Source organism: Salicola sp. AFF1, assembly GCF_056783195.1.
In genome coordinates this window covers 74,407-99,866 of record NZ_JBXAYL010000001.1, presented here as the reverse complement: position 1 = coordinate 99,866, position 25,460 = coordinate 74,407, and the positions used below count along the sequence as shown (strand labels likewise).

Genomic DNA, 25,460 nt, shown 5'->3' with positions numbered 1-25,460 from the left:
ACTAAATCTTAACAAACAAATAATGTCGCAATATACCACCCCTAAAACCGTACACCTTCTTCCGAGCAACAGCAGAAACACATCGAGATTCACAAAGTTCTTGGTAGATTGGAATTTAGACTCTAACCATCAGTTTTTCCTAGTGCTAGGGAATGGCCCCATTGAGGCAGACGCAAGAATAAAAAACAGCCAAAAAACCGACAACCTACTTACAGAACTCCCCAAGGCCATACTTACAACAAACAATTCAAAAAAAGTAATAATTCACGGCCTATTCAATCCTTTTATTATCATTCTACTCTCGCTGACACCAAAAGCCTTTCTTCCATCATTATTTTGGGTTGTCTGGGGAGGAGATCTTTACGCTGAACCTCCTGCAAAAAGATTTTCAAAAAAATCGATCCTTTACAAGCTAAAAAAGAGGGCGATAAAAAAAATTGGAAATATAATAACGTATATTCCTGGTGACGCAGTTCTCATTTCGAAGAAATTTGAAGCTACTCCTAAGATGCACAATTGTTTGATGTATCCGGGGAATCTCTACAAGATACCTACCGGTAATGCCAGGAAACGCGACCAACAAAATATTGCCAAGGTCATTATTGGGAACTCAGGCTCTCCTGAAAATAATCACCACGCTGTATTCAAGGCCCTAAGCGAGAACAACAATTTTTCCGGGCATGTTTATTGCCCCTTAGCTTACGGTGATTCTTATTACATCGAAGATGTTATCAAATTAGGCTTCGATTTATTTGGGAATAGATTTCACGCTTTACAGAATTATCTTGATCTAAACGAGTATGTCGATCTAGTCTCAAAGATGGATGCAGCAATATATAATTATGACCGCCAACAGGGTATGGGCAATATTATTACAATGCTTGGCCTGGACATTCCCACGTTCATTAATTCAAACACCACGCCATGGGAGCTTTTTCAATCACTTGGATTGACCATATTCGACACCAAAACGATTGGAGAGGTAGATTTTAAACAGCTTCCGCTGCCCCTAAATAGCCATATTATCGAAAGCGAGTTCTCAGAAAAGAATCTTGCGAGGCAGTGGAAGGCGATTTTAGAAACTTAACACAACTAAGATAGAGTACAGTTTTGCTAAAAACCACAGAACCAGCACTCCAGTAATGGCCACCAAAGATAAGTCATCAATCTGTAGTTTCTTTCGTAAACTTTGGTTTCGGGGGCTTGTAACATTGAACAGGGTTGCGCCACTGTTCATTGATTCGCTCGCCACAAAACGCCATGAAAGCGATACGTTAGCTCCAATCTTTGTTATCGGTCCACCCCGCAGCGGCAGTACCCTACTGATGCAGCTACTGACCGACGCCTTCAACGTCGGCTATCTCACAAACCAGCACTGCCGGTGGTTCGGTGCTCCAGCTATAGCAGACCGAATTCTCAATCCGGTTGCGGCAAAGCAGCCTTCAAACTATGAATCTCGCCATGGTCGTACCGAACAACTTAGCGACCCTGCCGAGTGTGGAGCGTGGTGGTACCGCTTTTTCCGTCGAGATCCGGCTTACGTCACGCAGGAGGACGTAAACCCACGGAAGATGCGGGCGTTCCGCCACTCCCTCCAGGCATTGAAAGAGGCTATGGAACGCCCCCTGGTATTCAAGAACCTCTATGCGAGTCTTCGTATCGAGCCCATTGCACAGGTCGTTCCAAACGCACTTTTCGTTATTGTCGAGCGTGATCTAGTGGACAACGCCCAATCAATTCTCAAAGGCCGCATGGAAGCCTTGGGAAGCTATGACCCTTGGTGGTCGGTTCCACCCCCGAATGTTGCCGAGCTGAAGAGCCTAAGGCCAGTACAGCAAGCCGCAGAGCAGGTTCGTTCAGTCCATGCCTTGATAACTGAGGATGTTGAACGTTTGGGGTTAACGGAGCAAACGTTTCGAATAAACTACGAAGCCTTTTGCCAGGATGTACACGGAACACTTCAAGACCTCAAACAGTTTGCACTGAAAAATAACGTAACCCTTTCGCCCCGATTCGAGGTGCCGGCGCATTTTGAGACCAGGCACGATCGTAAGATTCCGGATGCCATGTATGAGGAACTTGTGAACTACGTGCAAAAAACCGCTGGCCTTCCTATCGATAAAGCCACAGGAGTTACTAGTGGGTATTGAGACAACGGAGTCCAGAGAGGCCTACTGGGCACTCTGCGAGCAGGAAGACTCAATCCCGCTCTTTTCCCAAGCTTGGTGGCTGGGTGCCGTTGCGTCGGATTCCTGGAGTGCAGTAATTGCTTACCAGGGCGACCGAATTGTAGGTGCACTCCCCTATACCAAACGCAAAAGAGCTGGCTTGACACTACTGAACCAACCCCAGCTCACACAAACGCTTGGTCCTTGGGTTCGCCCCAGTAATAAGTCGTATTCTAAAGCTCTAGGATACGAAAAGGATGTCCTCCAAGCGCTTGCGCAGGGACTGCCCCGCTTTCATTATTACGCGCAAAACTGGCATTGGTCCCGCCAGAACTGGCTTCCCTTCTACTGGCTTGGTTTTGAACAGACAACACGTTATACCTACCGTCTGGAATGCTCTAAAGACGAAGAATACCTCTGGAACAACCTGCAACAGAACATTAGAGGGGATATCCGAAAAGCGCAGAATCGGGAAGCTATAATTGTACGTTCAGCGCAAAATCTAGAGGAGTTTCTGTCGCTCAACCGGATGACGTTTGAGCGTCAAGGCAAGAGCCCCCCTTACGGGCGAGAACTTATCGAACGCATTGAGGAAGAGGCGCACTCGCGCAACGCCCGAGACTGCCTAATTGCAGTCGGCGAGGATGGTAGACAGCATGCTGGAGCCTATATCGTTCGTAGCGGCGATACTGCCTATTACCTAATGGGCGGCGGCGATCCTGAACTGCGCAATAGTGGCGCCAGCAGCCTCCTTCTATGGGAAGCCATTCGTAAGCAGCCGGATCCCATTAAGTATTTCGATTTTGAAGGCTCAATGTTGGAGCCTGTTGAACGGTTTTTCCGCGCCTTCGGTGCACAACAGACGCCCTATTTCCGCGTCACAAAAACCGATTCTCGACTGTTGCAGCTGGCTATGCAACTTCGTAAGAGCTTCGGAACCAGTCAGTAGCGCTCTACTCCCGGACAATACTCCGACGTATGACACTTATCATCGAAACACCTTCCAGCAGGACGCCAGAAAGAAGTTATATCCTTAAAGTATTGCTTGGGGATTTTCTGGGGCTCGAATGGCGTCATCAAGCCACGGAACGTCTCGAGACCCGAATAACCCTGACGGACAGCACCGGGGAAATACGCCTCCCGGATTCTCTGCTGTCTGTAACCGATGAACAATGGCTTACACTGGAGTCGATGCCGGAATCCCCTCTTTCTGTATGGGACACCCGTGAGCTGGCGGCAGATATTACGCTTGTTGAGCCCCGACTCCCTGTCATATATGGCAGTAATAACCAGCCCGCCATCCAGAAAGACAGCACTATCAGACTCCCAATAGATATCTTCGGCTCAGCCTTCTTCATGCTTACCCGTTATGAGGAGATGGTTACCGCGGATAGAGATGAGCATGAAAGGTTTCCTGCCTGGGCCAGTGTGGCTTGCCAGGAAAACTACCTTGACCGTCCGATCGTGGATGAATACGTCGAAGTACTCTGGGCAGCCATCAGTCAGCTCTGGCCACGATTGGAGCGCAGGCAACACCAATTCAGAGCGTTCGTCACTTGTGACGTCGATAGCGCCATTAGCTTTCGAGGAAGCTGGAAACGGGTAATCAAAACCCTTGGCGGTGACCTTGTCAAACGCAAGTCCCCGGCTCTTGCCGTCTACAACCTGGTAGCAGCACTACGTACGAACGCTGGCAACCTTGAAGCTGACCCCCACTGGCACGGCCTGAAGTGGATTATGGATACAGCCGAACAAGCTGACCTTTCAGTTGCGTTCTTCTTCATCCCTGAAATTACGGATCCAGAAAAAGACAGGCCGGTCAGCCTTGATGATCCGCGTATGCGACGAATGCTTCGTGAGATTCATGATCGAGGCCACGAAATTGGGCTACACCCCGGCTATAATACATTCAGCCATCCAGACGCCATGCTAAGAGCCGTCGCCCGGCTCAAAGCCGTAATGAAGGAAGAGGACATCAACCAAGCTTTACTGGGCGGTCGTCAGCATTTTCTACGATGGCAAACACCCACCACCGCTCGCCTTTGGCAGGAAAATGGGCTAAGCTACGATTCGACTCTCTCTTACGCTGATCGTCCAGGATTTCGATGCGGGACTTGCCGGCAGTATGCTCTGTTCGATGTACCTAACCGTACGCCGTTACAGTTACAGGAACGGCCGCTTATCCTGATGGAGTGCTCTGTAATCGCCAGCCGGTATTTGGGGATCGGCTACTCGGAAGAGGCATTGGATTACATGCTCTATTACAAGCGGACCTGCCAAAAGTTCAATGGCCAATTTGTGCTCCTCTGGCACAATTCACATTTAACTCATCAGAAAGACAAGTCTTTCTTTGGGTCACTGATCGGGACAAGTGTATAAATGAAAATTCTTACTATTGTCGGTGCTCGCCCCCAGTTCATCAAAGCTGCTCCGGTCTCCAGGGCTCTTTCCGGAGCGGGCATTTCACAATCGATTATTCATACCGGACAGCATTTTGACGCTGACATGTCTGATATTTTCTTCGAGGAATTGAGTATTCCCCACCCCACTCACCACCTTGGTGTATCTGGAGGAGGGCATGGCGCTATGACGGGGGCAATGCTTCAAGCCCTTGAGCCCCTACTCGAAGCGGAAAGGCCCGACTGGGTATTGGTCTACGGCGACACCAACTCAACGCTGGCCGGCGCTTTGACAGCAGCCAAGTTACACATTCCTGTAGCCCATGTTGAAGCGGGCCTTCGTTCATTCAACCGAAAGATGCCCGAAGAGCAGAACCGCATTGTCACTGATCATCTCTCTGACCTTTTGTTAACTCCCACGGACACAGCAACCTCTCGCTTACGGGACGAGGGCATCCCGGAAGACCGTATTTGCCAAGTAGGTGATGTGATGTTTGATGCAGCGCTTTTCTACGGTGATCAGGCAGATCAGCGCAGCGATGCATTATCGAAAAACGGACTTGAACCAGGAAATTATATTCTGGCGACGGTACACCGGGCGGAGAACACCGACAACCCCTCCCGCCTGAGAGCCATCATCGAAGGCCTGGATCTGGTGGCGCGAGATGAAACGCCCGTTATCCTCCCTCTTCACCCAAGAACCCGTGCGGCTCTTACGCGCGAAAGACTCTCGCCACATTCAATCAAACTTATTGAGCCTGTCGGGTACCTGGATATGGTCGCTTTGGAACGTCACGCTGCCGTTATCGCAACGGATTCCGGGGGTATCCAAAAAGAGGCGTATTTTCACGGCACTCCGTGTGTCACACTTCGCGATGAAACCGAATGGGGGGAGTTATTGGAACTGGGATGGAATCGTCTGGCCCCCCCCCTGCATTCGCACATCGAAGACGTCATTTATCAAGCCATCAACTCTCAGGGAAAGCCCGGTAGCCCGTTTGGCGACGGAAACGCTTCGGGGCGCATTTATGACTACATAAGCACTCATGCAAGCTAACTTAGTATTTTGCCGTCAACGCCCATATTGCTATGGTCCGACCTAAACGCCCCAAACTTCAAGGATCTCGTGCAACTCGTCTTTAGCAGCTGCAACAAGATCTGAGGCAAAGCGTTACAGCCCATCGGATATCAAATGCTCACTGATCGTTCGACACTCCCCCATAATTCATTGATGCCTGCATTTAGGGTTAAGCAAGCTTCCCTAGCTGTGCTTGTTATCTTTTTCCTGAACTATTCCTTTGAAACCTTTTGGGTATTTACCCTAGGCAGTTTCTCCGTACCGATAAAATTTGCGCTCATGACTGGAGCCACAGCCGCTTATCTATCATTCTTTACACGTCTCATTCCAAAAAAAAACTTTCCGAAACGCTTGCTCTCTTTAACACTAGGTATCTCCACCCCCTTCTATTTTTACGTCTTGGTCAGTTTTATTTTCACAGAGACGCTAAACCTCCAACACCACATCTACCTACTAACGATCAACCTAATAATTTGGTTTGCATTTCTAATCCCGTGTTTGCTGACAGAGGGTGTCAAGCCGATCAGGTTCCGGGCTGTCGCAGTTCCATATATCTTTTTAGGAGCAACGATTGGCCTCAACGTATTACTTGGCAGGAACTCAATAATCAACCATAACTGGGCAGCCCTAGCAACGCTTACAGCCATATTTATGTACGTCATAAGTGCAAATCAAACAACCGAGACGATACCTCCACATAGGATCGCATTAATGATTGCGCCGGTTGCGCTATACGCCGCCTTTGCAAACTCAATGGGGGTTCTCATCGGCAGCAGCCTCTCTCTTCTAAGTCTAGCGCTACGTTGGTACAAAATGCAGGCTTGGGCGCTGTTTTTCGCCATTTGGTTTTGCGCCGGTGGACTACTTTGGTTTGAGACTCTTTTCGGCATGAACTTGTACCAAATTAACGACTTGGCAGGCGTCTATCTTGGCGAAGGCGATGTAAGCAGCGGGCGGTTCGATATTTGGCAGGCAATCCTAGATCGGATGTCGGAATCCCCCGACTTTTTCGTGGGACTCGGGCTTTCTGCGTTACCTAGCCGCATCTTTGGCATAGAGTCCGGCCTAACCTCCGTACCACACAATTTGATTTATGATAGCCTTTTGAGAGTAGGGCTCATCGGCCTCATCCTAAAATTATTAATGATTTCCCTACTAGTTTTTATTCCTATGCGGCACATTCCAGAACGATTAAAACCCATAACAAGTGCCACAGCAGCCAGTTTTTTCGCCTTCATGTTTATCTACGATATAGGAGGGTTCACGCACTTGGTCGGAACCGTCACGTACCTCATGTTGCTTGCCACGCTGTTCAACATCACATTAAAAAACATGAGCTAGTTACCGTGGATGACCCGATGCTGGAAAGCTCTGTGTTCGTCGCGTCTTACCTTTTCTTGTCAAAAACATTCTTTCAGAAAGATTGAATGCCCCAAACTCACTGTTATAAAAATAGAAGGAATATCAGATGCGTTGGTTAATTACCGGAGGATGCGGATTTATAGGATCCAACTTTGTCAGATATTTACAACAAGAAGGCAACCACTCGATTCGCGTTCTCGATAATCTCTCAGTGGGCTCTAAAAACGCTTTAGCGGATGTAGGTATTCAACGGTCAGTTAATAACATCTCGGACGTCGATAAGGACGGACCAAGGAACGGCCAAGTTGAGCTTATAGAAGGCGATATTCAGGATCCAAGATTAACCGTGGCGGCGGCGCAAGGCATCGATATTATCGTCCATTTGGCTGCGAACACGGGCGTAGCGCCGTCGGTTGAAGACCCGCGCAGTGACTGCCAGACTAACGTCATCGGCACCCTTAATCTTCTGGAAGCTGCACGTTGCAATAAAACGGCCCGCTTCGTTTTCGCTTCGAGCGGCGCGCCCATTGGTTCCGCAACACCTCCAATCCATGAGGAAATGGCGCCCCGTCCAGTGTCGCCGTATGGCGCCAGCAAGCTCGCGGGGGAAGCGTACTGTTCCGCATATTGGGGCAGCTATGGCCTGGAAACGACAGCGCTACGGTTTGGAAACGTTTACGGTCCTGACTCTCATCACAAAGGAAGCGTCGTAGCGAAATTCATCAAAGATGCTCTTTCGGGCAATGGTCTCGAGATATATGGCGATGGGCGCCAAACGCGGGACTTCATTTACGTCGAGGATTTGCTCGATGCATTAAAGCGGGCCGCCTTAGCCCGGGACGTTCAGGGTGAGGTCTTTCAAATTGCAACGAACAGTGAAACCACTATAGATGAGCTAGCGAGTCAACTTGTTTCTATATTGACCCGCCACCAGATAGAAGACATTCCGGTCCACTATTGTCAAGCAAGAGTCGGTGATGTATTGAGGAACTATTCGGACACCACAAAAGCAAAGCAAAGGCTTGGATGGGCCCCCAAATACAGTTTGGAACAGGGCTTGGAAAAAACAGTGATGTCCTTCCTAGCCTAACTAAGAAGGAGACCTTCTAAATGGCAACCTTTCAGGGGAAACGTATTTTGGTAACCGGTGCCTGCGGCACCGTAGGCTCTGAGTTGATTCGACAGCTCCTTAATCAAAGTAAATATAAACCTAAGGAGGTAATTGGACTGGATAACAACGAAAGTGACCTCTTTTTTCTGGATCAAGAATACCTAGACGACGCCCGTGCGCGTTTTTTCGTCGGCGATGTACGTGACCGCCATGAACTCGTCCGACGTATGGCCGGCGTTGACCTTGTTTTCCATACCGCCGCTCTCAAACACGTCATTCTGTCTGAGCGCTCTCCAAATCAAACGGTCGAGACAAACATCAATGGGGTACAAAATGTCATAGCGGCCGCTACCGTTAACCGCGTTGAGCGTGTCATTTTTACAAGTTCAGATAAAGCTGTTAATCCCACGAGCGTCATGGGAACGTCCAAGCTAATGGGCGAGCGGCTTATGACCGCTGCGAATAGCACCAAGCATGATGACGGCCCGATATTTGCTTCTACCCGATTCGGTAATGTCTTGGGCTCGAGAGGGTCCGTAATCCCTATTTTTCATAACCAGATCACCAAGGGTGGCCCAATCACGTTAACGGACCCTGCAATGACCAGATTCGTCATGAGCATTGAAGAATCAGTTAGGCTCGTAATCGACTCCGCCAATCTCGCTCAGGGGGGGGAAGTTTTCATAACGAAAATGCTCGTAACTCGGATCCAGGATCTGGCCCAAGCGATGGTTCGCTCGCTAGCGAAACAATATGGCTATGCTCCCAGCCAGATAGAAATGAAAACAGTCGGCACAAAACCAGGCGAAAAACTCTACGAAGAGTTGATGAGCGATGAGGAAACTCGTCGGGCTGTGGAGCTTACTGATTATTTTGTGGTGCTCCCTGCATTTAGAGGGATTTACCACGATATCCCCTATGATTATTCAAATATTGTATCAAACACGATATCTAACCCTTACATATCGTCCAACGAAACACCGGCGTCGATTGATGAAATTGTGCATTTCTTGAAAAAAAAGGGGCTGCTAGCCCCACCCGAGGAAAACACGGCGCAACGTTATTGGCCCGGCGACAAAGAGGAGTTGCACTAATGCGAGTTATGATTTTGGGGGGAGACGGCTACCTTGGATGGCCAACGGCCATGCATTTGTCAGCCCGCGGCCACGATGTGATGGTTGTTGATAATTATCTGCGCCGTAGACTGGCCACTGAAGAGAACGTTGAACCATTGCATCCAGTCCCCAATCTGCATGAGCGCTGCAAACTTTGGTACGCGCATTCCAGCTATGAAATCATTCCTAGAATTGGCGATCTTAATGATTGGAATTTTGTAAAGGGGATATTCGACGAGTTTACTCCAGAGGCCGTTATCCATTACGCCGAGCAACCCTCGGCTCCCTATTCAATGCTATCCCGGCAAGCAGCAAACCTAACCTTGCATAACAACCTGGGTGTAACGCTCAATTTAATATACGCCATCAAACAATTTACACAGGACGCGCATATCATTAAGTTGGGCACCATGGGTGAGTACGGCACACCTAACATTGATATAGAAGAGGGATGGCTCGACGTTGAGCATAACGGTCGCTCCGACACCTTTTTGTTTCCTAGGCAGAGTGGCAGCCTTTATCACACCACAAAAATTATGGATACCGATTTACTGTGGTACTATGTCCGAATTTGGGATATCCGGGTAACAGATTTAATGCAAGGCCCCGTCTATGGGGTTTATACCAATGAAAACCTACACGAAGAGCGACTAACGCCGCATCTCAGTTACGATGAGATATTTGGTACCGTATTAAATCGATTTATCACCCAGGCCACTATTGACTACCCCCTAACGATATACGGAAGGGGAGGCCAAACGCGAGGATATCTAAACCTTAAAGATACCCTCCAGTGCGTAACTTTATCCCTGGAGCATCCTCCGGAGAAGGGGGACATGAGAATCTTCAATCAATTCACAGAAACTTTTAGCGTCAACGAGCTCGCCGAAAAGGTTCAGCGGGTTGGTGCACAGATTGGCCTGAACGTAGAAATTCAGCACCTTGAGAATCCACGAAAAGAAGCTGAAGAGCATTATTACAACCCTAGACACACGGGTCTTTTGGATTTAGGTCTTGAACCGCACTACCTAACGGACGAATTACTAGCCGAAATGATGCGTTACGTGCAGCGTCATCAGAAAAACATCGCGCAACACGTCATCTTCCGAGGTACAACATGGTCATGAACACTTCCGCGACGTCTATCCCGAAACTGTCACCGTTTTCCACGATCTTCCGAGCCTGTCTCACGGAAAACGCTGTCTTTTTAACTTCAGTTTCACCACGCTATTTAAAAAAACGTTAAATGTTTAATTTCGCGACCAAATTACGTCAGGCGCCCCCGCAAAAAAAAGTCGCAGTATTTGTATCAGGAAGGAGTTTCAATCTCGTTCGCTCGCGGTTACCTCTTATGCAAGAGCTTAAGCGGCGAGGTTGGACAGTGTACGCCCTGGGCGCCTCACAGCCGGAGTTTGACCAAGTTCTTGAAGAAAACGGGATCAATTACGTCCCGATCCCGTTTTTTCGGTTCGGTTTCTCAGTCTTTAAGGATACATGGGCGGCCCTTTCGTTATTATCGCTTCTTTGGCGAGTAAAACCTGACATACTTCATTGTTTTAACCCGAAACCGATCCTCATCGGCGCTCACGTAAAAATGTTTCTTCCTAATGCTCCTAAGACCTTTTGCACGATCACTGGTCTCGGCCAGATCAATGAACGGCAATTGTCCGGAAAGCTAGTCAAGCGGGCATACTTGAGCAGTTTTAAGAGATGCGACGGTTTATTTTTTGAAAATTCTGCCGACAAAGATTTTTTTCAAGGCGAGTACCCGGTCCAAACCAAGGCGACGGTGCAAGTTTCCTCGGGCGTTGAACTGACTGAGAGTCCTTTCGCATATATTCCGGATACCACCCAGCCTGTCAAATTTCTTTTTGCCTCAAGGCTTCTCTGGAGCAAAGGGGTTGGTGAACTTTTTGAAGCCGTTGAGGTACTCGCTCAGTCAATGTCGGGTCGCTTCGAATTATGGATAGCCGGAGAAATTGAGCATCAACATAACGAAGGTGTACCTGAGAGTTATATCGCTCGAATGGCCAGTCTTACGTACGTTAAATGGCTAGGCCCTGTTTCCTTCAAGGACATGCCTGAAACCCTCTCCCAGGTCGACGTGGTCGTACTTCCCTCGTACCGGGAGGGGTTTTCCAAGGTATTAATGGAAGGAGCTGCCATGGGTAAACCGTTAATAGCCAGTAACATTCCAGGATGTCAGGAAGCTATTAAAGAAGGAATTAACGGTTATTTAGTTGAGCCCGGGAATAGCCGTTCCCTAGTGAGGGTACTTGAACGGGTGATTAAAGGCGCGAGCGCTCTGCCTCAAATGGGGCAGGAATCGAGAAAAATGGCTGAGGAGCATTTTGATCAAGACCGTCTTGCGCTTAAAGCGCTCGAATTTTACCAATCGTGTGGTGTCGTGGATCTGTAGCCGCATTTTTGTGTTCCCGCAGAATGACTTACAACTGAGCCATACACATGATGTTGCGATTGCAATGCCATGCCTGAAACTTATTTCTAAGCCCGAATCAACCACGATACAGGATCTCAAATTAAAGTTTATGCAAATAAGGCCGGCTGGCTAACCAAGTCTCAACCATTCCTATAAATTGTTGAGTAAACTAAGAAACGTAAAGTTGCACTTTAAGACTGCCACGCTTCCTTCTCCAACAGTCACCTTATTTATCTACTGACTCATACTAACGCTTGGTGCAATCGCTGCATGAATATTATTCACATCTCGACCATACGAAACTTATCGGCTGGCGTAAGAAAGCAACTGGAGTACGAGCATGAAGCGGCTAAAACCCTCCAGGGTGCCAATTGGGAAACGGTTGTTTTTCACGACAGCGCCCCGATTAACCCGTTTGAAAAAAGGCTGCCTTTCGGCTGCCGCAACCTTTTTATGGCGCGCCTCTATACTTGGTTGTACCTTATAAATCACCAAAAGAACTATGACATCATAGTCCAACGGTACCTCCCTTTTGATCCTTTTTCCATACTATTTGGGTGGTTCTTAAAGAACCGCATCACCATCCACCACGGAAAAGAAATTGAGGAACTAAGGCTGATCAGAAAAGGTTTTTCAGGATTCGCTGCTTCCAATATGGAGAAAGTTGTCGGAAAACTATTGCCGTGGCAGGTAGCGGGCACTATAGGTGTAACCGGTGACATAGTACGGTATGAAATGCATAACGGTCGAAGCGGCGCTTTAACGAAGATATATCCCAACGGGATAAATCTAGAAAAAACTGAACCGCTACATGATGAACGCGAAGATGTGGTGAACGCTGCTTTTGTTTGCGGAACCTTTTCGTCGTGGCACGGTTTAGATAGACTCCTTGAGGCTATTAGAAGCGACCCCCAAAACCCAAGACAAACAGAATTGAAGATACATTTGATTGGAAAACTAAGTGAGTCTGATTTGGGCGAGATTAGAAAAATCAATTCCCGGTCGGATATTTTCGAAGTTCATGGGGTGTTATCCGGCGCTGCGTATAGGCGGGTATTAGCTAAATGTGATTATGGAATTGGTTCATTGGCGATGGACCGGGAGAATTTAGAGGAAGGCTGCACTCTTAAAGTTAGGGAATATTTAGCATTAGGACTACCTGTTTATTCGGGACACGACGATGCGGCAATCCCAAAATCGTTCCCATATTATGAACGTGCGAATCTTAGCGTGGATCACTTATTGGAATTTGGCTATGAATCAAAAAAAACTTCACGAGATGCTGTTAGAAATGAAAGCATGGAATTTATAGATAAAAAGAATCTGATGGAAAGACTGGTCGATTGGCTTAATAAAAATATAAACACCGCTTTGCACCCGAAGAGCGGGTGATTCCAGGGTTTCAGTGAATCTTTAGAACAGCCGTGTTAGCCGTTGCCCTTTGACTTTATTATGGATTCAACAACTTTTAGCTTTCGACACGGCGGGGGATCGAGCGAGGATCTGCGTGCACGGTGTCTCCTTATCGGTACCTCGGAAAGTTAGACTAACGGCTCGTTACGAATTCGGAGTCTTTTTGTGATGCAAATTCAACGTTTGGAGGTATCGCCGGTGGTGATTGTTGGCGCACCCCGTTCGGGTACCAACATGCTGCGCGATGCCCTCACGTCCCTTGAGGGCATCAGCACCTGGCCCTGCGATGAGATCAATTACATCTGGCGTCACGGCAATGTGCGGTACCCGTCTGATGAAATTCCAGCCGAGAACGCGACTGACCCCGTAAAGCGCTACATCCGTAGCCGATTCGACTCCATGGCGCGGCACAGTGGCGCGCGCACGCTGGTTGAAAAGACCTGCGCCAATTGCCTGCGTGTGCCCTTTGTCGACCGTGTTGTGCCGGAGGCCCGGTATGTGGTGATCGTGCGCGATGGCATTGATGCCACCGGCTCCGCCCGCCAGCGCTGGACGGCAGGCCTGGATATACCCTACCTGCTGGAAAAGGTCCGGTTCGTGCCGGTCACCGATCTGCCCTACTACGTGCTCCGTTATTTCTGGGCGCGCCTGTTTCGGTTGGTGTCCCGCGAAAAACGCTTGGCGTTCTGGGGGCCGGCGTTGGCGAACATGCAGGAAATCCTACAGAAGCACACCCTGAACGAGGTCTGTGCCCTGCAGTGGCAGCGCTGCGTAGACCTGGCCGAAGAGGCGCTGGCTGGGATGCCGGAAGAGAAGGTGCTGCGGGTGCAATACGAGACCTTCGTGCGCGAACCGGAAGCGGAGATGCGCCGGATTCTGGGCTTCCTTGGTCATGATGAGGTCTCTGACGAGGCCATTGCCCAGGCGGTCGCCGGTGTTTCCAGTGCCACCATCGGCAAGGGGCGCCGGGCCCTGGGCGAGGATGAAGTAGCGCACCTGGAATCCCTTGTTGGCTCATCCCTTCAGCGGTATGGGTATCTGTAATTCCATGGATGGCGGCCTGACACCAATCCAACGCTTCCTCAAACGCACCTTCGATGCCTCGGTCGCCCTGGTGGGCTTGCTCCTCACCTTCTGGCTCATCGCCCTGACCTGGCTCCTCGCCACCCTCGACACCCGCAGCAACGGCTTCTTCACCCAGAAGCGCGTGGGTAAGGACGGGCGGCTGTTCACGGTGGTCAAGCTCAAGACCATGCGCCCGAGCCGCGCCCACAAGACCACCATCACCCAATCCGGCGACCCGCGCATCACGCCGCTTGGACGCTTCTTCCGCAAGACCAAGCTGGATGAACTGCCCCAACTCTGGAATGTGCTGGTCGGCGACATGAGCTTTGTGGGGCCACGCCCGGACGTGCCCGGTTACGCGGACCGCCTCGAGGGCGAACAGCAGCTGCTGCTCACGATCCGCCCCGGCATCACCGGCCCCGCCACCCTGGCCTACCGCGATGAGGAAGCCATCCTCGCGGCGCGGCCGGACCCGGAGCGTTACAATGACGAGGTGATCTACCCGGACAAGGTGCGGATCAACCTGGAGTACATCCGGAACTGGCGGTTCCGGGATGATCTGGTTTACATCTGGAAGACGATCACGGGTTAAGCCGGCTGGCTAAAAAGCTCCGGTTATGCCACGATCACACAACTAACCATAATGGTTATGAGTATTGAGTGCCTTTATACAACTTGGACGACGTAAGAGCGGCAGCAAGGATGCAGCGAGTTGAGTACCGCGGCCGTCGAGCCATGCTCGACATAGCCAATCTGGGCTACGAACTGGACGATGTGTGCAGTTGTCTTCTGCGCCTTACGCTGAAGGACTTTCATAAAAGCCATGAATACGAAAGCGAGCCCGGGGACGATGCGTACTTGCTCAAAGCGCCTCGCCCCGGCTCGGAGGACACCGAGATCGATGAGCTTTATATCAAGTTCAGACTGCTCGGTGAGCTCGTCATGGTCGATTTAGGCTCCTTCCATTTGCAACGTTAGCTTTTGAGGCTTTCCGTATGTACGAATGCAAAGCTTGCGGCTCGCACGACGTAACGCAGCACGCCGAGAATGAAAGTATCCGATACCGTCAGGGCGCTATAGACGTAACTTTGTCGTATTGCGTCTGTAACGCCTGTGGGCGCGAATTCGTGCCGACAGAGGTCATTAAACAGAATGATGCATTGATCCGGGCTGCCAAGCGCGCTTACGACGGCCTGCTGTCTCCGGAACAAATCCGCCATGGCCGGCAGTCACTGGGAGTGAGCCAGGAGGAAGCTGCCAGCGTGTTCGGCGGTGGTGCCAATGCCTTCTCCAAATATGAGCGGGGCGAAGTCACGCAGAGCGTGGCCATGGATCGGTTGATTCGGCTTTGCGTGAATCATCCAGAGTTGTTGGATGAGATCCGTTCCGGGTTCCATGAGGTGTCAACGCTCAGGCAAGTGGACGGTGTTCGCGACATCATCATTGAGGACTGGCACACCGAGAATTACCCGGCGAATGATGAGGTCTACTTTGCCGGTGCAGAGAAGCGTCAAGTGCCGGTGATGGAGGCGGCCTATGAATAAGCAGGCCGTACAGGATGCTATTGATTCCATGGAACTGCTGGATCTTTATCTGAATGAAAGCCAGCTGCAGCGTTCCAAGGACTTTGACCTGCACTACCCGGCCGACGAAATGCGCCAGCAGTCAAAGCTCAGTGTCTCAGGCGATCTTATTTCTAAAGAAGCAGAGCCTGGAGGGGCGGATGAGCTCTACTTGAGGGCCTTCGTCAGTTTTGGGCTGCGCTTCGTGTGCAAAGAGGAAACCACAGAAAACAGCGACCAGGGCCCTCTCTCCGAGCTGACGGCAACCTTCGCTGTGGTTTATCGAATGAGCCGGGAACTGCCGGATGACACCATCCAGGAATTCATTCAGCACAATGTGGTTCACAATGCTTGGCCCTTCTGGCGTGAGCATGCCATTCGTTCTGCCTCCGAGGCCAAGCTTCCCCGCCCGCAAATCGGCTTATTCAAGCCACGGGCTGAATCCGAGTAACGTCGAGTTCGCATTATGCTGAATAGCCCATTCTCCCCCTGGCCCTCCTTCACCCAGGAAGAAGCCGATGCGGTGCAGCAGGTGCTGCTGTCCAACCGTGTGAAGTATTGGACGGGCGGAGAGTGCCGTGCTTTTGAAAGGCGGCATGGTCACCACCAATGACCCCGAGCTCTGGTCCCGCATGTGGAGCTACAAGGATCACGGCAAGAGTTACGATGCGGTCTACAACCGCGAGCATGCCGGCTACAAGTGCTATGTGTTTGTGGAGCTGGGCCAGCTCTCTCGCGATACTCAGCCAATCTCCTCAAGTGACTCGATCAACTCTGGAAGATCATTGCAGACAATACTCCAGAGAATGTCGTTATCAATTCCCAGATAGGCATGAATAAGCCGATTGCGAGTCGCGATCATCTTGCGCCAAGGAATCTCAGGGTGCTCTTCCTGAACCCAACCAGGTATCTTGGTGGCGGCTTCGCCGATCAGTTCCAGATTCCGCAGGGTCGCATCATAAGTCAGAGTATCCTGCACAAACTGTTCCTGGTTCAGTCCCTCAGTGTAGGTCACCGCTTTCTGCGCAAACTCGAGCATGTCACTCAGATAGAAGCGCCACTCACGGTGTTGGGTCCTATCAGCGCACATGGAGCGCATCCTTTTCCACAAAGGGCTTGAGTTCAGGCCTGAGCGCCTTGTCCGTCACCAGGTCAATACGTTTGTCGAGCAGATCTTCCAGGTAGAACTGAAGCCCAAAGTAATTGTTGGAAGTGGCGGGACCCTTGAACTGCACCAGAATATCCACGTCACTATCCTCGCGCGCCTGCCCGCGCGCTGTTGAACCGAAAATGGCCAGATCCGCGACATTGAACCGTTTTTCAAGCTCAGGAAGATGCGCTCTGATCAATGCGATCAGGCCATCACGGCTGCTTTCAGGTCTACTATTGGTCATACCCCAAGCCTACCATCAAGCAGCAGAAGCGACTACGCTCGTTGGCCGGGCAGCACCAGCCTGATGCGTCTCTGCCCCACCCTTACTGATTCCTGAATTGAGAAGACTTGTAAGGTATTGCACCATTTCTCCTTGAGGGCTGTGAGCCATGCAGACACTATACGATGGGAAAGATGACACCCTGGTGGGCGCCCCTGCAAGGCAGGCTCCTACGGTGTTGAATTTAGATTTATTGATAATGGAATGACTTAACCGATGCTGAACGGCCCATTCTCCCCCTGGCCCTCCTTCACCCAGGAAGAAGCCGATGCGGTGCAGCAGGTGCTGCTTTCCAACCGCGTGAATTACTGGACGGGCGGGGAGTGCCGTGCTTTTGAGCGGGAATTCGCGGCCTTTGCCGAGGCCGAATACGCGGTGGCGCTCGCCAACGGTACCCTGGCGCTGGATCTGGCGTTGAAGGGGCTGGGGATTGGTGAGGGGGATGAGGTGATCGTGACCTCGCGCACCTTCATCGCCTCGGCGTCCTGCATCGTGACTGCTGGTGCCACGCCGGTGTTTGCGGACGTGGATCGGCATTCACAGGTGATCACGCCGGAGACCATCCGCCCCTGCATCACGGAGCGCACCCGCGCCGTGATCTGCGTGCACCTGGCGGGTTGGCCCTGTGATATGGACGGCATCAATGCCCTGGCCCGGGAACACGGGTTCTCCGTGATCGAGGATTGCGCCCAGGCCCACGGGGCCCGTTACAAGGGGCGCGCCGTGGGCAGCCTGGGGGATGTGGGCTGCTGGTCCTTCTGCCAGGACAAGATCATGACCACCGGCGGCGAAGGCGGCATGGTCACCACCAATGATCCTGAGCTCTGGTCCCGAATGTGGAGCTACAAGGACCACGGCAAAACTTACGACGCGGTTTACAACCGCGAGCATCCGCCCGGGTTCCGATGGCTCCATGAGCGTTTTGGCAGCAACTGGCGCATGCTGGAGATGCAGGCGGTGATTGGCCGCATCCAGCTCGAGCGCATGCCCCGATGGCATGAACAACGCCTGGCCAACTGCGAGGCGATCTGGCGTACCGCCCGCGAGTGCCCCGGCCTGCGCGCACCGGAGGTACCGGCGGACATAGAGCATGCCGGCTACAAGTGCTATGTGTTCGTGGAACCGGAGCAGCTCGCCCCCGGCTGGGACCGCGATGCCATCCAGGCCGCCATCATGGAACGCGGCGTGCCCTGCATGTCCGGCGCCTGCTCCGAGGTGTACCAGGAGAAGAATTTCCAGGATGCAGGCCTTGCTCCTACCTCCTCCCCCCTTGCGCCTGAAGCCCCCCTCCCCGTAGCCCGCGAATTGGGCCAAACCAGCCTGATGTTCCTTTGCCATCCCACGCTGACCGACGCCGAGATTGAGAAGACCTGTGAGGTATTGAGAGCGGTTTGTGGGTGACTCGATGGATGGAACCAACATGAGCTACCAACCGTGTGTTCTGGTAACCGGCGCCAATGGATTCATAGGCCAGCGGCTGGTTTCCCACCTTGTGCATCTGCATGGGGTGCCGGTGAAGGCGGCCGTGCGGCGCGAGGGCCTGCTGGACACTTCCGCTCCCGAAGTGGTGACCGGGGCAATTGATGGAGAGACGGATTGGGCGGCAGCGCTTAAGGGGGTGGACTCTGTGGTTCACCTGGCGGCCAAGGCGCATGTGTTTGATGAGTCAGACGCAACCCATGAAGCGTTTCAGCGCACGAACGTGGCAGGCACCCGGGCTTTGGGTGAACAGGCCGCCAGGGCCGGTGTCCGACGTTTCGTGTTTGTAAGCACCGCCAAGGTGCATGGCGAGTTTACGCAAGCAGGAAGGCCGTTTAACATTGATGACACTCTTGCGCCCAGCAGCGCCTATAGCCGGTCGAAGGCCGAGGCCGAACAGCAGTTGCGTGATGCTGCAGCGGAAACGGGGATGGAGGTGGTGATCATCCGACCCCCTTTGGTGTATGGGCCTGGAGTGAACGCGAATTTTGCGGCCATGATGCACTGGCTCAGGCGCGGTATTCCGTTGCCGCTGGGCCGCACGAATAACGCCCGTTCGCTGTTGGCACTGGACAACCTTGTGGATTTCATCACCACCTGCCTGGCCCATCCCGGCGCTGCGAACCAGACGTTTCTGGTCAGTGATGGGGAGGATGTCTCCACGACCCAACTACTGCGGATGACATCAGCGGCACTGGGGTGCCGGGCACGATTGATACCGGTGCCGCCCTGGGCGATAAAGCTGGGGGCGAAGCTGACCCGCCAGGAAGCGGTTTATCAACGCCTGTTTGGCTCGTTGCAGCTGGATATCAGCCATACAAGGCAAACGTTGGGATGGACGCCCCCCCTATCGCTGGCAGACGGCCTACAACAGACGGCGAACCGAATGGAACAACACTGACATGATAACGTCCGCTCCCTTGATTGGGGTTTCCTTGATTGTGACCTTGATGCTGACCGGCGCCTTCCGCCATCTGGCGCTGTCCCACGGCGTCATTGATGTGCCCACGCCGCGCAGCTCCCACCACCAGCCCACGCCCCGAGGCGGCGGCGTGGCGCTCATTCTGGTGGTTCTCGCCGCACTGGCGGCCCTGGCGTGGCATGGTGAAATCCGTGCCCCGGTTTTTCTGGCACTCAGTGGCGCCGGGGTGATTGTTGCCGCGGTGGGGTTGCTGGACGACCTTCGCCCTATACCCACACAGTGGCGCCTGCTCTGGCATTTTGTTGGGGCCGCCTGGGGCCTGTACTTTCTGGGCGGACTACCAGAGGTGGTGCTGTGGCAGCAACCCGTGGATCTGGGGCTGTTCGGTAACCTTCTGGCACTGGTGGTTCTGGTTTGGGGGCTCAACCTCTATAACTTCATGGATGGCATCAATGGTATTGCCGCCATTGAGCTGATCACCGTCGCCCTGGGGGGGCTTTTGGCCGGGGCGTACGCCGGTGTGTGGGAGGCCAGCCTACTGCTTAAGCTGATGATCAGCAGCGGGCTTGGCGTATTGTTCTGGAACTTTCCGCACGCCCGTGTCTTCATGGGGGATGGCTGCAGTGGGTTCCTGGGGTTGAGCATTGGCTTGATTGCCGTCTGGCAGGGCATGTTGCAGCCCGAGCTGTTAATGGCGTGGGTCATCCTGATGGGGACTTTTGTGGTGGATGCCACCCTGACGCTCCTGCGCCGGGTTCTGCGTGGCGAAAAGTTCGACCAGCCCCACTGCACCCATGCGTACCAGGTGGCGGCACGCTATTACGGCAGCCATACCCCAGTATCACTCGCGGTTGGCGTGATCAACTTGGCCTGGCTTACCCCGATGGCGATTCTGGGCGTCGTATCGTCACTCCCGGTGTTGCTGGTCCTTGTTATTGCCTGGTTGCCCTTGGTGGCACTGGCGCTTTGGTTTAAAGCCGGAGCTTCGGCATGACTTTCACTCCAGAAATGACGCTTTACACTGCTCAGGATTGAACCGGCCGACACGTCGTCGGATTTCCGCTCTGCCGCTCAGGCTTGACGCCGCCCCCTGGGATTAAGAAGGGGCGGCAGGTTCTGAGATGCTTAGTCAGGCGAACTCGGGTCACTGACCCTTTTGATCCGCTTGCCTAGCTGATTGATGGCCCTGAAGAGTGGCGTATACTTCAAAGGTGTCTCGAGCACTTGCTTTTGCCCTCCATGCTCTATGGTAATTGTATTTTGCCTGAAAGGGCCAACCCCTTCTTCGGCATAGATAGTTTCGAGATTTTCCAGTTCAAATGCATATTCACGATCCAGATAGAGTCGAACCTGATAATCATTGCATTCAAATAAAATCCGGTCCTGTCTCCCAATTTGGCCCAGATAATCGGGCAAATCTGTAACAAAAACATACCCGACGAAGACTACTAGTACGATTACTACGCTCGTGAACTCCATCCTGAGTATACCCACACTCATTTCGAGCAAAAGAAAAATACCGAAAAGAAGAGGAATGGAGAGGCCCGTTAGGATCCGGTACCATTTCGCAAAAGCAACGTTGAATCCAATAGTGGAAATCGATACGGATTCAGAGTTCAATCTTCTTCCCTGCCCGCCTGTTGATTTCTTCCTGGATCGCTCGCCGCGCGCATTCATTATTCCAAAAGAATCCCCAGATCAATGCAGTCGCTGCCAAGCTCAACCACGACCTGCTAATGGCACTCGCACTTCCCGTTCTAACTTTACTGTTCAGATCACTGAGCACACTCTTCGCCGAAGGCCCACTAAAAGAGAGCCCCAAGGCACCACCCAGAGTTGATACCGTTTCAAAGAGCGTCTGATACTCAAACAATTCCTCACTCTCAAGAGTCCAAACACCCCAAAGTTTATTAACCATCGGGTCGGTGATTTTCGGCATAACGGCAGCAACCAACGGTCCCGGCAGTTCATGAACGTCCCTCATCACCCTTGGTTTCTGAGATTGAGGAAGGTGATGATATAACACCACACCGGTGAGAACTCGTGCCACCCTTTCATCGGACAGTTGCGAAAAACGTTCACGCCTGAGGTTCATGATTTTACAGAGGTACTTGATTTTCCCATTGGTCGTTTCCGGCATATTGTAGGTCACCTCTGGATCTTTCATTTTTCCTCCTTGATTGATGTAACGTGAGTCCTGCCAGAATCATCGAAGGCACTATAAACATGATGCCTGCAAATATGTGATAGCGACCGACCACGACTGATAAGAAGACAAGCAACGTCGAACACATTAGAAATACCACACTGAATTCAGCGGCATTTAATAAGCGTAAAAACAGGAAGCGGCATCCATAAAAAGCGATTATTGCAACCGGAATCTGAATGGAGTAGACCAGAAACCAGCACGCATTAACGATGGTAATCAACCGTTGCAGCACTCCCTGCCCCTCACAGAAGGGGATAACATGGAACAGTGCGTGAATGTTGAATATCGGCAGATAGAAAACCAGGCTGGCTATAAGAGTGGAGACCAGAGCGGCTGCGATAAGTTTGCGCATTTCCTTTGCTAAGCATCCCTGAAGTCAGTTTGAAACAACTCAGTCCTGAACGATATCGCCGCTTTTCCTATTGGGTCAACCCCTATGCCGTCAGCTTGCAGCGCGCTCCCCCCTGGGTTCAGGCAGATTCCAGGGGGCTTCGAATAACCGTCCGCATTAGGGTTGCGTGAATTGAACTGATTCCGGGATCGACGAAAGTCAGTTACCCTTGGAGTTGTCAGTAATCAACGGTGACGGAAATTCTATGGGCTATCTGAGACGCACGATGCATGCAATGAAGGAATGGATGACAACCGCCGTGCTCAGCCTGCGCACACGCAGCCTGATCATGACACCAGTAGTGGTCGGTCTGGTCCTCCTTGTGGGACTGTTTGTGGTTTCGTACTGGCCCAACAGTGCCCCGCAAGCCCCTAGCCAGAGCGACCTTGAGGAGTCGTTCACGGCCTCATCCGGGCAGGACAACCCCCCCGTGGGCTATTACACGACGGAATCGCTGATCCGCACCCTGGAGCTGATCGTCAACAAGCGCGGCGGATTCCTCTCCAATGACGTGCTGCCGCCTTTTGTACTGATGGACAACATCCCGGCCTGGGAGACCGGGGCACTGCGCCAGGCTCGGGACCTGTCACTGGCCCTTCGCAACGACATTTCCCGTTCCCAGTCGCAGTCCAATGAGAATCCGAACCTGGTCCAGGCCCAGATCCTGCTGAACAACGACAGCGAGCGCTGGATCTTTCCCTCTGCTGAGGGGAAATACAACAACGCCATTGAGGAGCTCAGGGCGTACCGCAAGGATCTGACCAATCCGGATACCGCCCGCGGGGATTTCTATGCCCGGGCGGACAACCTGGCAACCATACTGGACCTGATGAACAAGCGCCTGGGCAGCATGTCCCAGAGCCTGGCCGCGAGCGTTGCGGAAAACCGCCGGGCCACGATGCTGGCGAATGACCCCAGTGCCGCCGCGGCCAAGGTTCAGTCTGAAGAGACGGTCAGCCAGACCTCATGGATGCAGGTGGACGATGTGTTCTATCAGGCGCGCGGCACCACCTGGGCGATGCTGGTCTATCTCAAGGCCCTCAAGCGCGATTTCCGCAGCGTACTGGAAGACAAGAACGCCATGGTGAGCCTTGAACAGATCATCCGGGAGCTGGAGTACACCCAGCGCTCGATGACCAGCCCGATGGTCCTCAATGGCTCCCAGTTCGGGCTGGTTCCCAACTACTCGCTGACGATGTCGTCCTACCTGACCCGCGCCAACGCCGGGCTCATCAACATCATCACCCTGCTGCGGGACGGGTGAACAGGCTCAAGGCTGCCAGTGTTGAACGACGGGCCGGCGGCTATTCAACGATACGCCGGATGGTCTCGCCGGGGTTGGTGATGTCACTGCTGAGCAGGGTTTCACTGCCGCCCTGGCACCACACCAGGTCGGCTACCTTCCCGTTGGGTTGATAGCCGGTGGGGGCGGTCCGGAGCAGTTGCACCACCCGTTCACAGTCGACGTTCCGGCTTGCCATCATGAGCTGCTCCAGAAGTTGCTCCAGTGACCGCCAGCTCATATCGCCCTCCCGTGCCTTCATGATCCGTGGATGGGCGGTACCCTGCGGGTCATCACCGATCAGAAGCTCCTCATAGAGTTTCTCTCCCTGGCGCAGGCCACTGTAGGTCACCTCGATGTCACCGTGGGGATTGGTCTCGGTTTTCTCGGTCAGCCCCATGAGGTGGATCATACGCCGCGCCAGATTCGCAATGCGCACGGGCTCGCCCATGTCCAGCACGAAGACTTCCCCACCTTCCCCCATGGTTCCGGCCTGAAGGACCAGTTGGCTGGCCTCCGGGATCGTCATGAAATAACGGATGATGTCTGGATGCGTCACGGTTACCGGGCCCCCTTTGCGGATCTGCTCCCGGAATAGCGGAACCACGGAGCCGGATGACCCCAGAACGTTCCCGAAACGCACCATGGAAAAGACGGTTGTCTGCTGGCGGCGCGCCAGGCCCTGCAGCACCAGCTCCGCCAACCGCTTGCTGGCGCCCATGACATTGGTGGGTCGTACGGCCTTGTCCGTGGAAATCAGGACGAACTTCTCTACACCCACCGCAATAGCGGACTCAGCGGTGTACCAGGTGCCAAAAACGTTGTTCTGGACCCCCTCAATCACATTCTGTTCCACCAGCGGCACATGCTTGTAGGCGGCAGTGTGGTAGACGACCTGGACACCAAAACTCCGCATGACGCCTTCACACCGGCGGCGGTGGGTCACGCTGCCCAGTAACGGGTGAATGGGGATATCGAGGGCCTCATTCTCACAGATCACTTGCAGCTCATGCTCCGTTTTATAGAGCGCAAATTCGCACTGCTCGAACAGCACCAGCCCGGCCGGTTCCTGCCGCAGGATCTGGCGGCACAGCTCTGCCCCGATGGAACCCCCGGCCCCAGTGACCATGACCACCCGGCCGCTGAGCGATTCCGCCACCTCTTCATTGCGATAGCGCACGGGGTCCCGACCAAGCAGATCATCAATATTCAGGTCCCGCACATCACTGATGCGCGCCTGGCCCGTAACGAGCTCTGAAACAGAGGGGACGGTCTGCACCGGCACCGGCAGCCCCTCCAGTTGCGTCAAAAGCTGGCAACGGTCCACCTCGGCCTTCTCGTCAATTGCCAGCAGGATCCGCTCAACCTGATGCTTATGCACGGCCTTGCTGGCATGCTCAAGGTCGTAGGCGGGCATGCCATTGATGGTGGTTTGATGGTTATCCGGCTCCAGGCTGATGAAGGCAACCGGACGGTACTCCACACCCTGATTGAGGGCCATGGCCAGCTGGATGCCGGTGTCCCCCGCTCCCACGATCAACACAGGCATCTTGCTCAGGTGGCGGGGACGGTTGAGCACGGTACGCACACTGAAACGGGTTCCGGTGACGAACAGAAAGGCCAGCGCGCCATACAGAAACGGCACCGACCGTGGCATATCCACCCTGAGCGCAAAGGCCGTGGCGATCAGGATCAACGCGGAGCCGGTCACACCGGCAAAAACGGTGATCAGGGCGCGCTCGCTGAGGTAACGGATGACGGCCCGGTAAAGGCCCAGCCGGGCGAATAGAAAGATGGTTGCCAGGGCGGTGATGCCAAACAGGGCCCAGTAGTCCCCACCCTCGAATTGGAACAGGGTTTCGTAACGCAGGGAAAAGGCGGCCCAGAGCGAGAACAACACGAATGTAGCATCCGAAAGCACCGAGACAACGCGTTTGTGGGGACGGTCAAGCGCTGCGAATCGTGCAAAAACCTGACGGACTATCCCTCTGAGAGTATGGCTCATAACGCTGTCCTAGTGCTCTGATATCA

Annotated in this window: 27 protein-coding genes and 1 pseudogene; 22 read left to right on the top strand and 6 right to left on the bottom strand. The window is 52.9% G+C overall.

The annotated features are described in order from the left end of the window. Positions 1 to 22 precede the first annotated feature (22 nt). The 18 genes and pseudogenes from AC1RQI_RS00545 (at position 23) to AC1RQI_RS00460 (ending at position 16,543) form a co-directional block, all read left to right on the top strand. Positions 23 to 1,087 carry a TDP-N-acetylfucosamine:lipid II N-acetylfucosaminyltransferase family protein gene (locus tag AC1RQI_RS00545; RefSeq protein WP_481903221.1) on the top strand — a complete coding sequence of 355 codons (1,065 nt, stop codon included), beginning with the start codon at positions 23 to 25 and terminating at the stop codon, positions 1,085 to 1,087. A gap of 55 nt (positions 1,088 to 1,142) precedes the next feature. Further along, a complete protein-coding gene (locus AC1RQI_RS00540) occupies positions 1,143 to 2,150 on the top strand; it encodes a sulfotransferase (protein ID WP_481903220.1) in 1,008 nt (335 codons plus the stop codon). After that, a complete protein-coding gene (locus tag AC1RQI_RS00535; protein ID WP_481903219.1) occupies positions 2,140 to 3,117 on the top strand; it encodes a GNAT family N-acetyltransferase in 978 nt (325 codons plus the stop codon). Before AC1RQI_RS00540 ends, AC1RQI_RS00535 begins: the two co-directional genes overlap by 11 nt. A gap of 29 nt (positions 3,118 to 3,146) precedes the next feature. Further along, positions 3,147 to 4,547 (top strand): polysaccharide deacetylase family protein, encoded by a 1,401-nt coding sequence (locus AC1RQI_RS00530; protein WP_481903218.1) that lies wholly within the window; start codon positions 3,147 to 3,149, stop codon positions 4,545 to 4,547. Beyond that, positions 4,548 to 5,624, top strand: a complete 1,077-nt coding sequence (gene wecB, locus AC1RQI_RS00525) for a non-hydrolyzing UDP-N-acetylglucosamine 2-epimerase (protein ID WP_481903217.1) — start codon at positions 4,548 to 4,550, stop codon at positions 5,622 to 5,624. Between the two features lie 135 nt (positions 5,625 to 5,759). Next, positions 5,760 to 6,986 (top strand): hypothetical protein, encoded by a 1,227-nt coding sequence (locus AC1RQI_RS00520; RefSeq protein ID WP_481903216.1) that lies wholly within the window; start codon positions 5,760 to 5,762, stop codon positions 6,984 to 6,986. A gap of 127 nt (positions 6,987 to 7,113) precedes the next feature. Beyond that, positions 7,114 to 8,097 carry an NAD-dependent epimerase/dehydratase family protein gene (locus AC1RQI_RS00515; protein WP_481903215.1) on the top strand — a complete coding sequence of 328 codons (984 nt, stop codon included), beginning with the start codon at positions 7,114 to 7,116 and terminating at the stop codon, positions 8,095 to 8,097. Positions 8,098 to 8,117: 20 nt separating this feature from the next. Beyond that, positions 8,118 to 9,212 carry an SDR family NAD(P)-dependent oxidoreductase gene (locus tag AC1RQI_RS00510; protein ID WP_481903214.1) on the top strand — a complete coding sequence of 365 codons (1,095 nt, stop codon included), beginning with the start codon at positions 8,118 to 8,120 and terminating at the stop codon, positions 9,210 to 9,212. Continuing rightward, complete coding sequence (locus AC1RQI_RS00505) at positions 9,212 to 10,360, top strand: NAD-dependent epimerase/dehydratase family protein (protein ID WP_481903213.1); 1,149 nt, start codon at positions 9,212 to 9,214, stop codon at positions 10,358 to 10,360. Before AC1RQI_RS00510 ends, AC1RQI_RS00505 begins: the two co-directional genes overlap by 1 nt. Before the next feature lie 119 nt (positions 10,361 to 10,479). Further along, on the top strand, positions 10,480 to 11,652 hold the full coding sequence (locus AC1RQI_RS00500; protein WP_481903212.1) for a glycosyltransferase family 4 protein: 1,173 nt from the start codon (positions 10,480 to 10,482) through the stop codon (positions 11,650 to 11,652). Positions 11,653 to 11,943: 291 nt separating this feature from the next. Then, positions 11,944 to 13,065: a glycosyltransferase family protein gene (locus AC1RQI_RS00495; RefSeq protein ID WP_481903211.1), complete on the top strand. Its 1,122-nt coding sequence runs from the start codon at positions 11,944 to 11,946 to the stop codon at positions 13,063 to 13,065. Positions 13,066 to 13,254: 189 nt separating this feature from the next. After that, positions 13,255 to 14,130: a sulfotransferase family protein gene (locus AC1RQI_RS00490; RefSeq protein WP_481903210.1), complete on the top strand. Its 876-nt coding sequence runs from the start codon at positions 13,255 to 13,257 to the stop codon at positions 14,128 to 14,130. Further along, positions 14,117 to 14,743: a sugar transferase gene (locus AC1RQI_RS00485; protein ID WP_481903209.1), complete on the top strand. Its 627-nt coding sequence runs from the start codon at positions 14,117 to 14,119 to the stop codon at positions 14,741 to 14,743. Before AC1RQI_RS00490 ends, AC1RQI_RS00485 begins: the two co-directional genes overlap by 14 nt. Before the next feature lie 68 nt (positions 14,744 to 14,811). Continuing rightward, entirely contained in the window at positions 14,812 to 15,129 is a 318-nt protein-coding gene (locus AC1RQI_RS00480) for a type II toxin-antitoxin system MqsR family toxin (protein ID WP_481903208.1), read from the top strand. A 17-nt stretch (positions 15,130 to 15,146) separates the two neighbouring features. Next, on the top strand, positions 15,147 to 15,695 hold the full coding sequence (locus tag AC1RQI_RS00475) for a type II toxin-antitoxin system MqsA family antitoxin (protein ID WP_481903207.1): 549 nt from the start codon (positions 15,147 to 15,149) through the stop codon (positions 15,693 to 15,695). Next, positions 15,688 to 16,164 carry a hypothetical protein gene (locus AC1RQI_RS00470; protein WP_481903206.1) on the top strand — a complete coding sequence of 159 codons (477 nt, stop codon included), beginning with the start codon at positions 15,688 to 15,690 and terminating at the stop codon, positions 16,162 to 16,164. Before AC1RQI_RS00475 ends, AC1RQI_RS00470 begins: the two co-directional genes overlap by 8 nt. Before the next feature lie 15 nt (positions 16,165 to 16,179). After that, positions 16,180 to 16,305, top strand: a pseudogene (locus AC1RQI_RS00465) (aminotransferase); the annotation flags it as partial. A 4-nt stretch (positions 16,306 to 16,309) separates the two neighbouring features. Next, a complete protein-coding gene (locus AC1RQI_RS00460; protein WP_481903360.1) occupies positions 16,310 to 16,543 on the top strand; it encodes a hypothetical protein in 234 nt (77 codons plus the stop codon). Here the strand turns inward: AC1RQI_RS00460 and AC1RQI_RS00455 are convergent. After that, on the bottom strand, positions 16,456 to 16,803 hold the full coding sequence (locus AC1RQI_RS00455; RefSeq protein WP_481903205.1) for a HepT-like ribonuclease domain-containing protein: 348 nt from the start codon (positions 16,801 to 16,803) through the stop codon (positions 16,456 to 16,458). The genes AC1RQI_RS00460 and AC1RQI_RS00455 overlap by 88 nt on opposite strands. Next, the gene (locus AC1RQI_RS00450) at positions 16,793 to 17,107 is read right to left on the bottom strand and encodes a nucleotidyltransferase family protein (RefSeq protein ID WP_481903204.1); all 315 of its coding nucleotides are present in this window, start codon (positions 17,105 to 17,107) and stop codon (positions 16,793 to 16,795) included. Before AC1RQI_RS00450 ends, AC1RQI_RS00455 begins: the two co-directional genes overlap by 11 nt. 255 nt (positions 17,108 to 17,362) lie before the next feature. On the opposite strand from AC1RQI_RS00450, the gene AC1RQI_RS00445 reads away from it, so the two are divergent. From AC1RQI_RS00445 to AC1RQI_RS00435, 3 genes are read left to right on the top strand one after another with little or no spacing between them, the layout of a single operon-like run. Further along, positions 17,363 to 18,547 (top strand): DegT/DnrJ/EryC1/StrS family aminotransferase, encoded by a 1,185-nt coding sequence (locus AC1RQI_RS00445; RefSeq protein WP_481903203.1) that lies wholly within the window; start codon positions 17,363 to 17,365, stop codon positions 18,545 to 18,547. 19 nt (positions 18,548 to 18,566) lie between these two features. Then, complete coding sequence (locus AC1RQI_RS00440; protein ID WP_481903202.1) at positions 18,567 to 19,526, top strand: UDP-glucose 4-epimerase family protein; 960 nt, start codon at positions 18,567 to 18,569, stop codon at positions 19,524 to 19,526. Position 19,527: 1 nt separating this feature from the next. Then, positions 19,528 to 20,541, top strand: coding sequence for an MraY family glycosyltransferase (locus tag AC1RQI_RS00435; protein ID WP_481903201.1), 1,014 nt, complete (start codon positions 19,528 to 19,530; stop codon positions 20,539 to 20,541). Between the two features lie 131 nt (positions 20,542 to 20,672). On the opposite strand, the gene AC1RQI_RS00430 is transcribed toward AC1RQI_RS00435, so the two are convergent. From AC1RQI_RS00430 to AC1RQI_RS00420, 3 genes are read right to left on the bottom strand one after another with little or no spacing between them, the layout of a single operon-like run. Next, positions 20,673 to 21,167: a hypothetical protein gene (locus AC1RQI_RS00430; RefSeq protein WP_481903200.1), complete on the bottom strand. Its 495-nt coding sequence runs from the start codon at positions 21,165 to 21,167 to the stop codon at positions 20,673 to 20,675. Next, a complete protein-coding gene (locus tag AC1RQI_RS00425; protein ID WP_481903199.1) occupies positions 21,157 to 21,714 on the bottom strand; it encodes a hypothetical protein in 558 nt (185 codons plus the stop codon). Before AC1RQI_RS00425 ends, AC1RQI_RS00430 begins: the two co-directional genes overlap by 11 nt. Next, positions 21,647 to 22,108, bottom strand: a complete 462-nt coding sequence (locus AC1RQI_RS00420) for a hypothetical protein (protein WP_481903198.1) — start codon at positions 22,106 to 22,108, stop codon at positions 21,647 to 21,649. The genes AC1RQI_RS00425 and AC1RQI_RS00420 overlap by 68 nt, the downstream gene beginning before the upstream one ends. Positions 22,109 to 22,373: 265 nt before the next feature. On the opposite strand from AC1RQI_RS00420, the gene AC1RQI_RS00415 reads away from it, so the two are divergent. Next, positions 22,374 to 23,411 carry a DUF2333 family protein gene (locus tag AC1RQI_RS00415; RefSeq protein ID WP_481903197.1) on the top strand — a complete coding sequence of 346 codons (1,038 nt, stop codon included), beginning with the start codon at positions 22,374 to 22,376 and terminating at the stop codon, positions 23,409 to 23,411. Positions 23,412 to 23,451: 40 nt separating this feature from the next. On the opposite strand, the gene AC1RQI_RS00410 is transcribed toward AC1RQI_RS00415, so the two are convergent. Beyond that, positions 23,452 to 25,434, bottom strand: a complete 1,983-nt coding sequence (locus tag AC1RQI_RS00410; protein ID WP_481903196.1) for a polysaccharide biosynthesis protein — start codon at positions 25,432 to 25,434, stop codon at positions 23,452 to 23,454. Between the last annotated feature and the right edge of the window lie 26 nt (positions 25,435 to 25,460).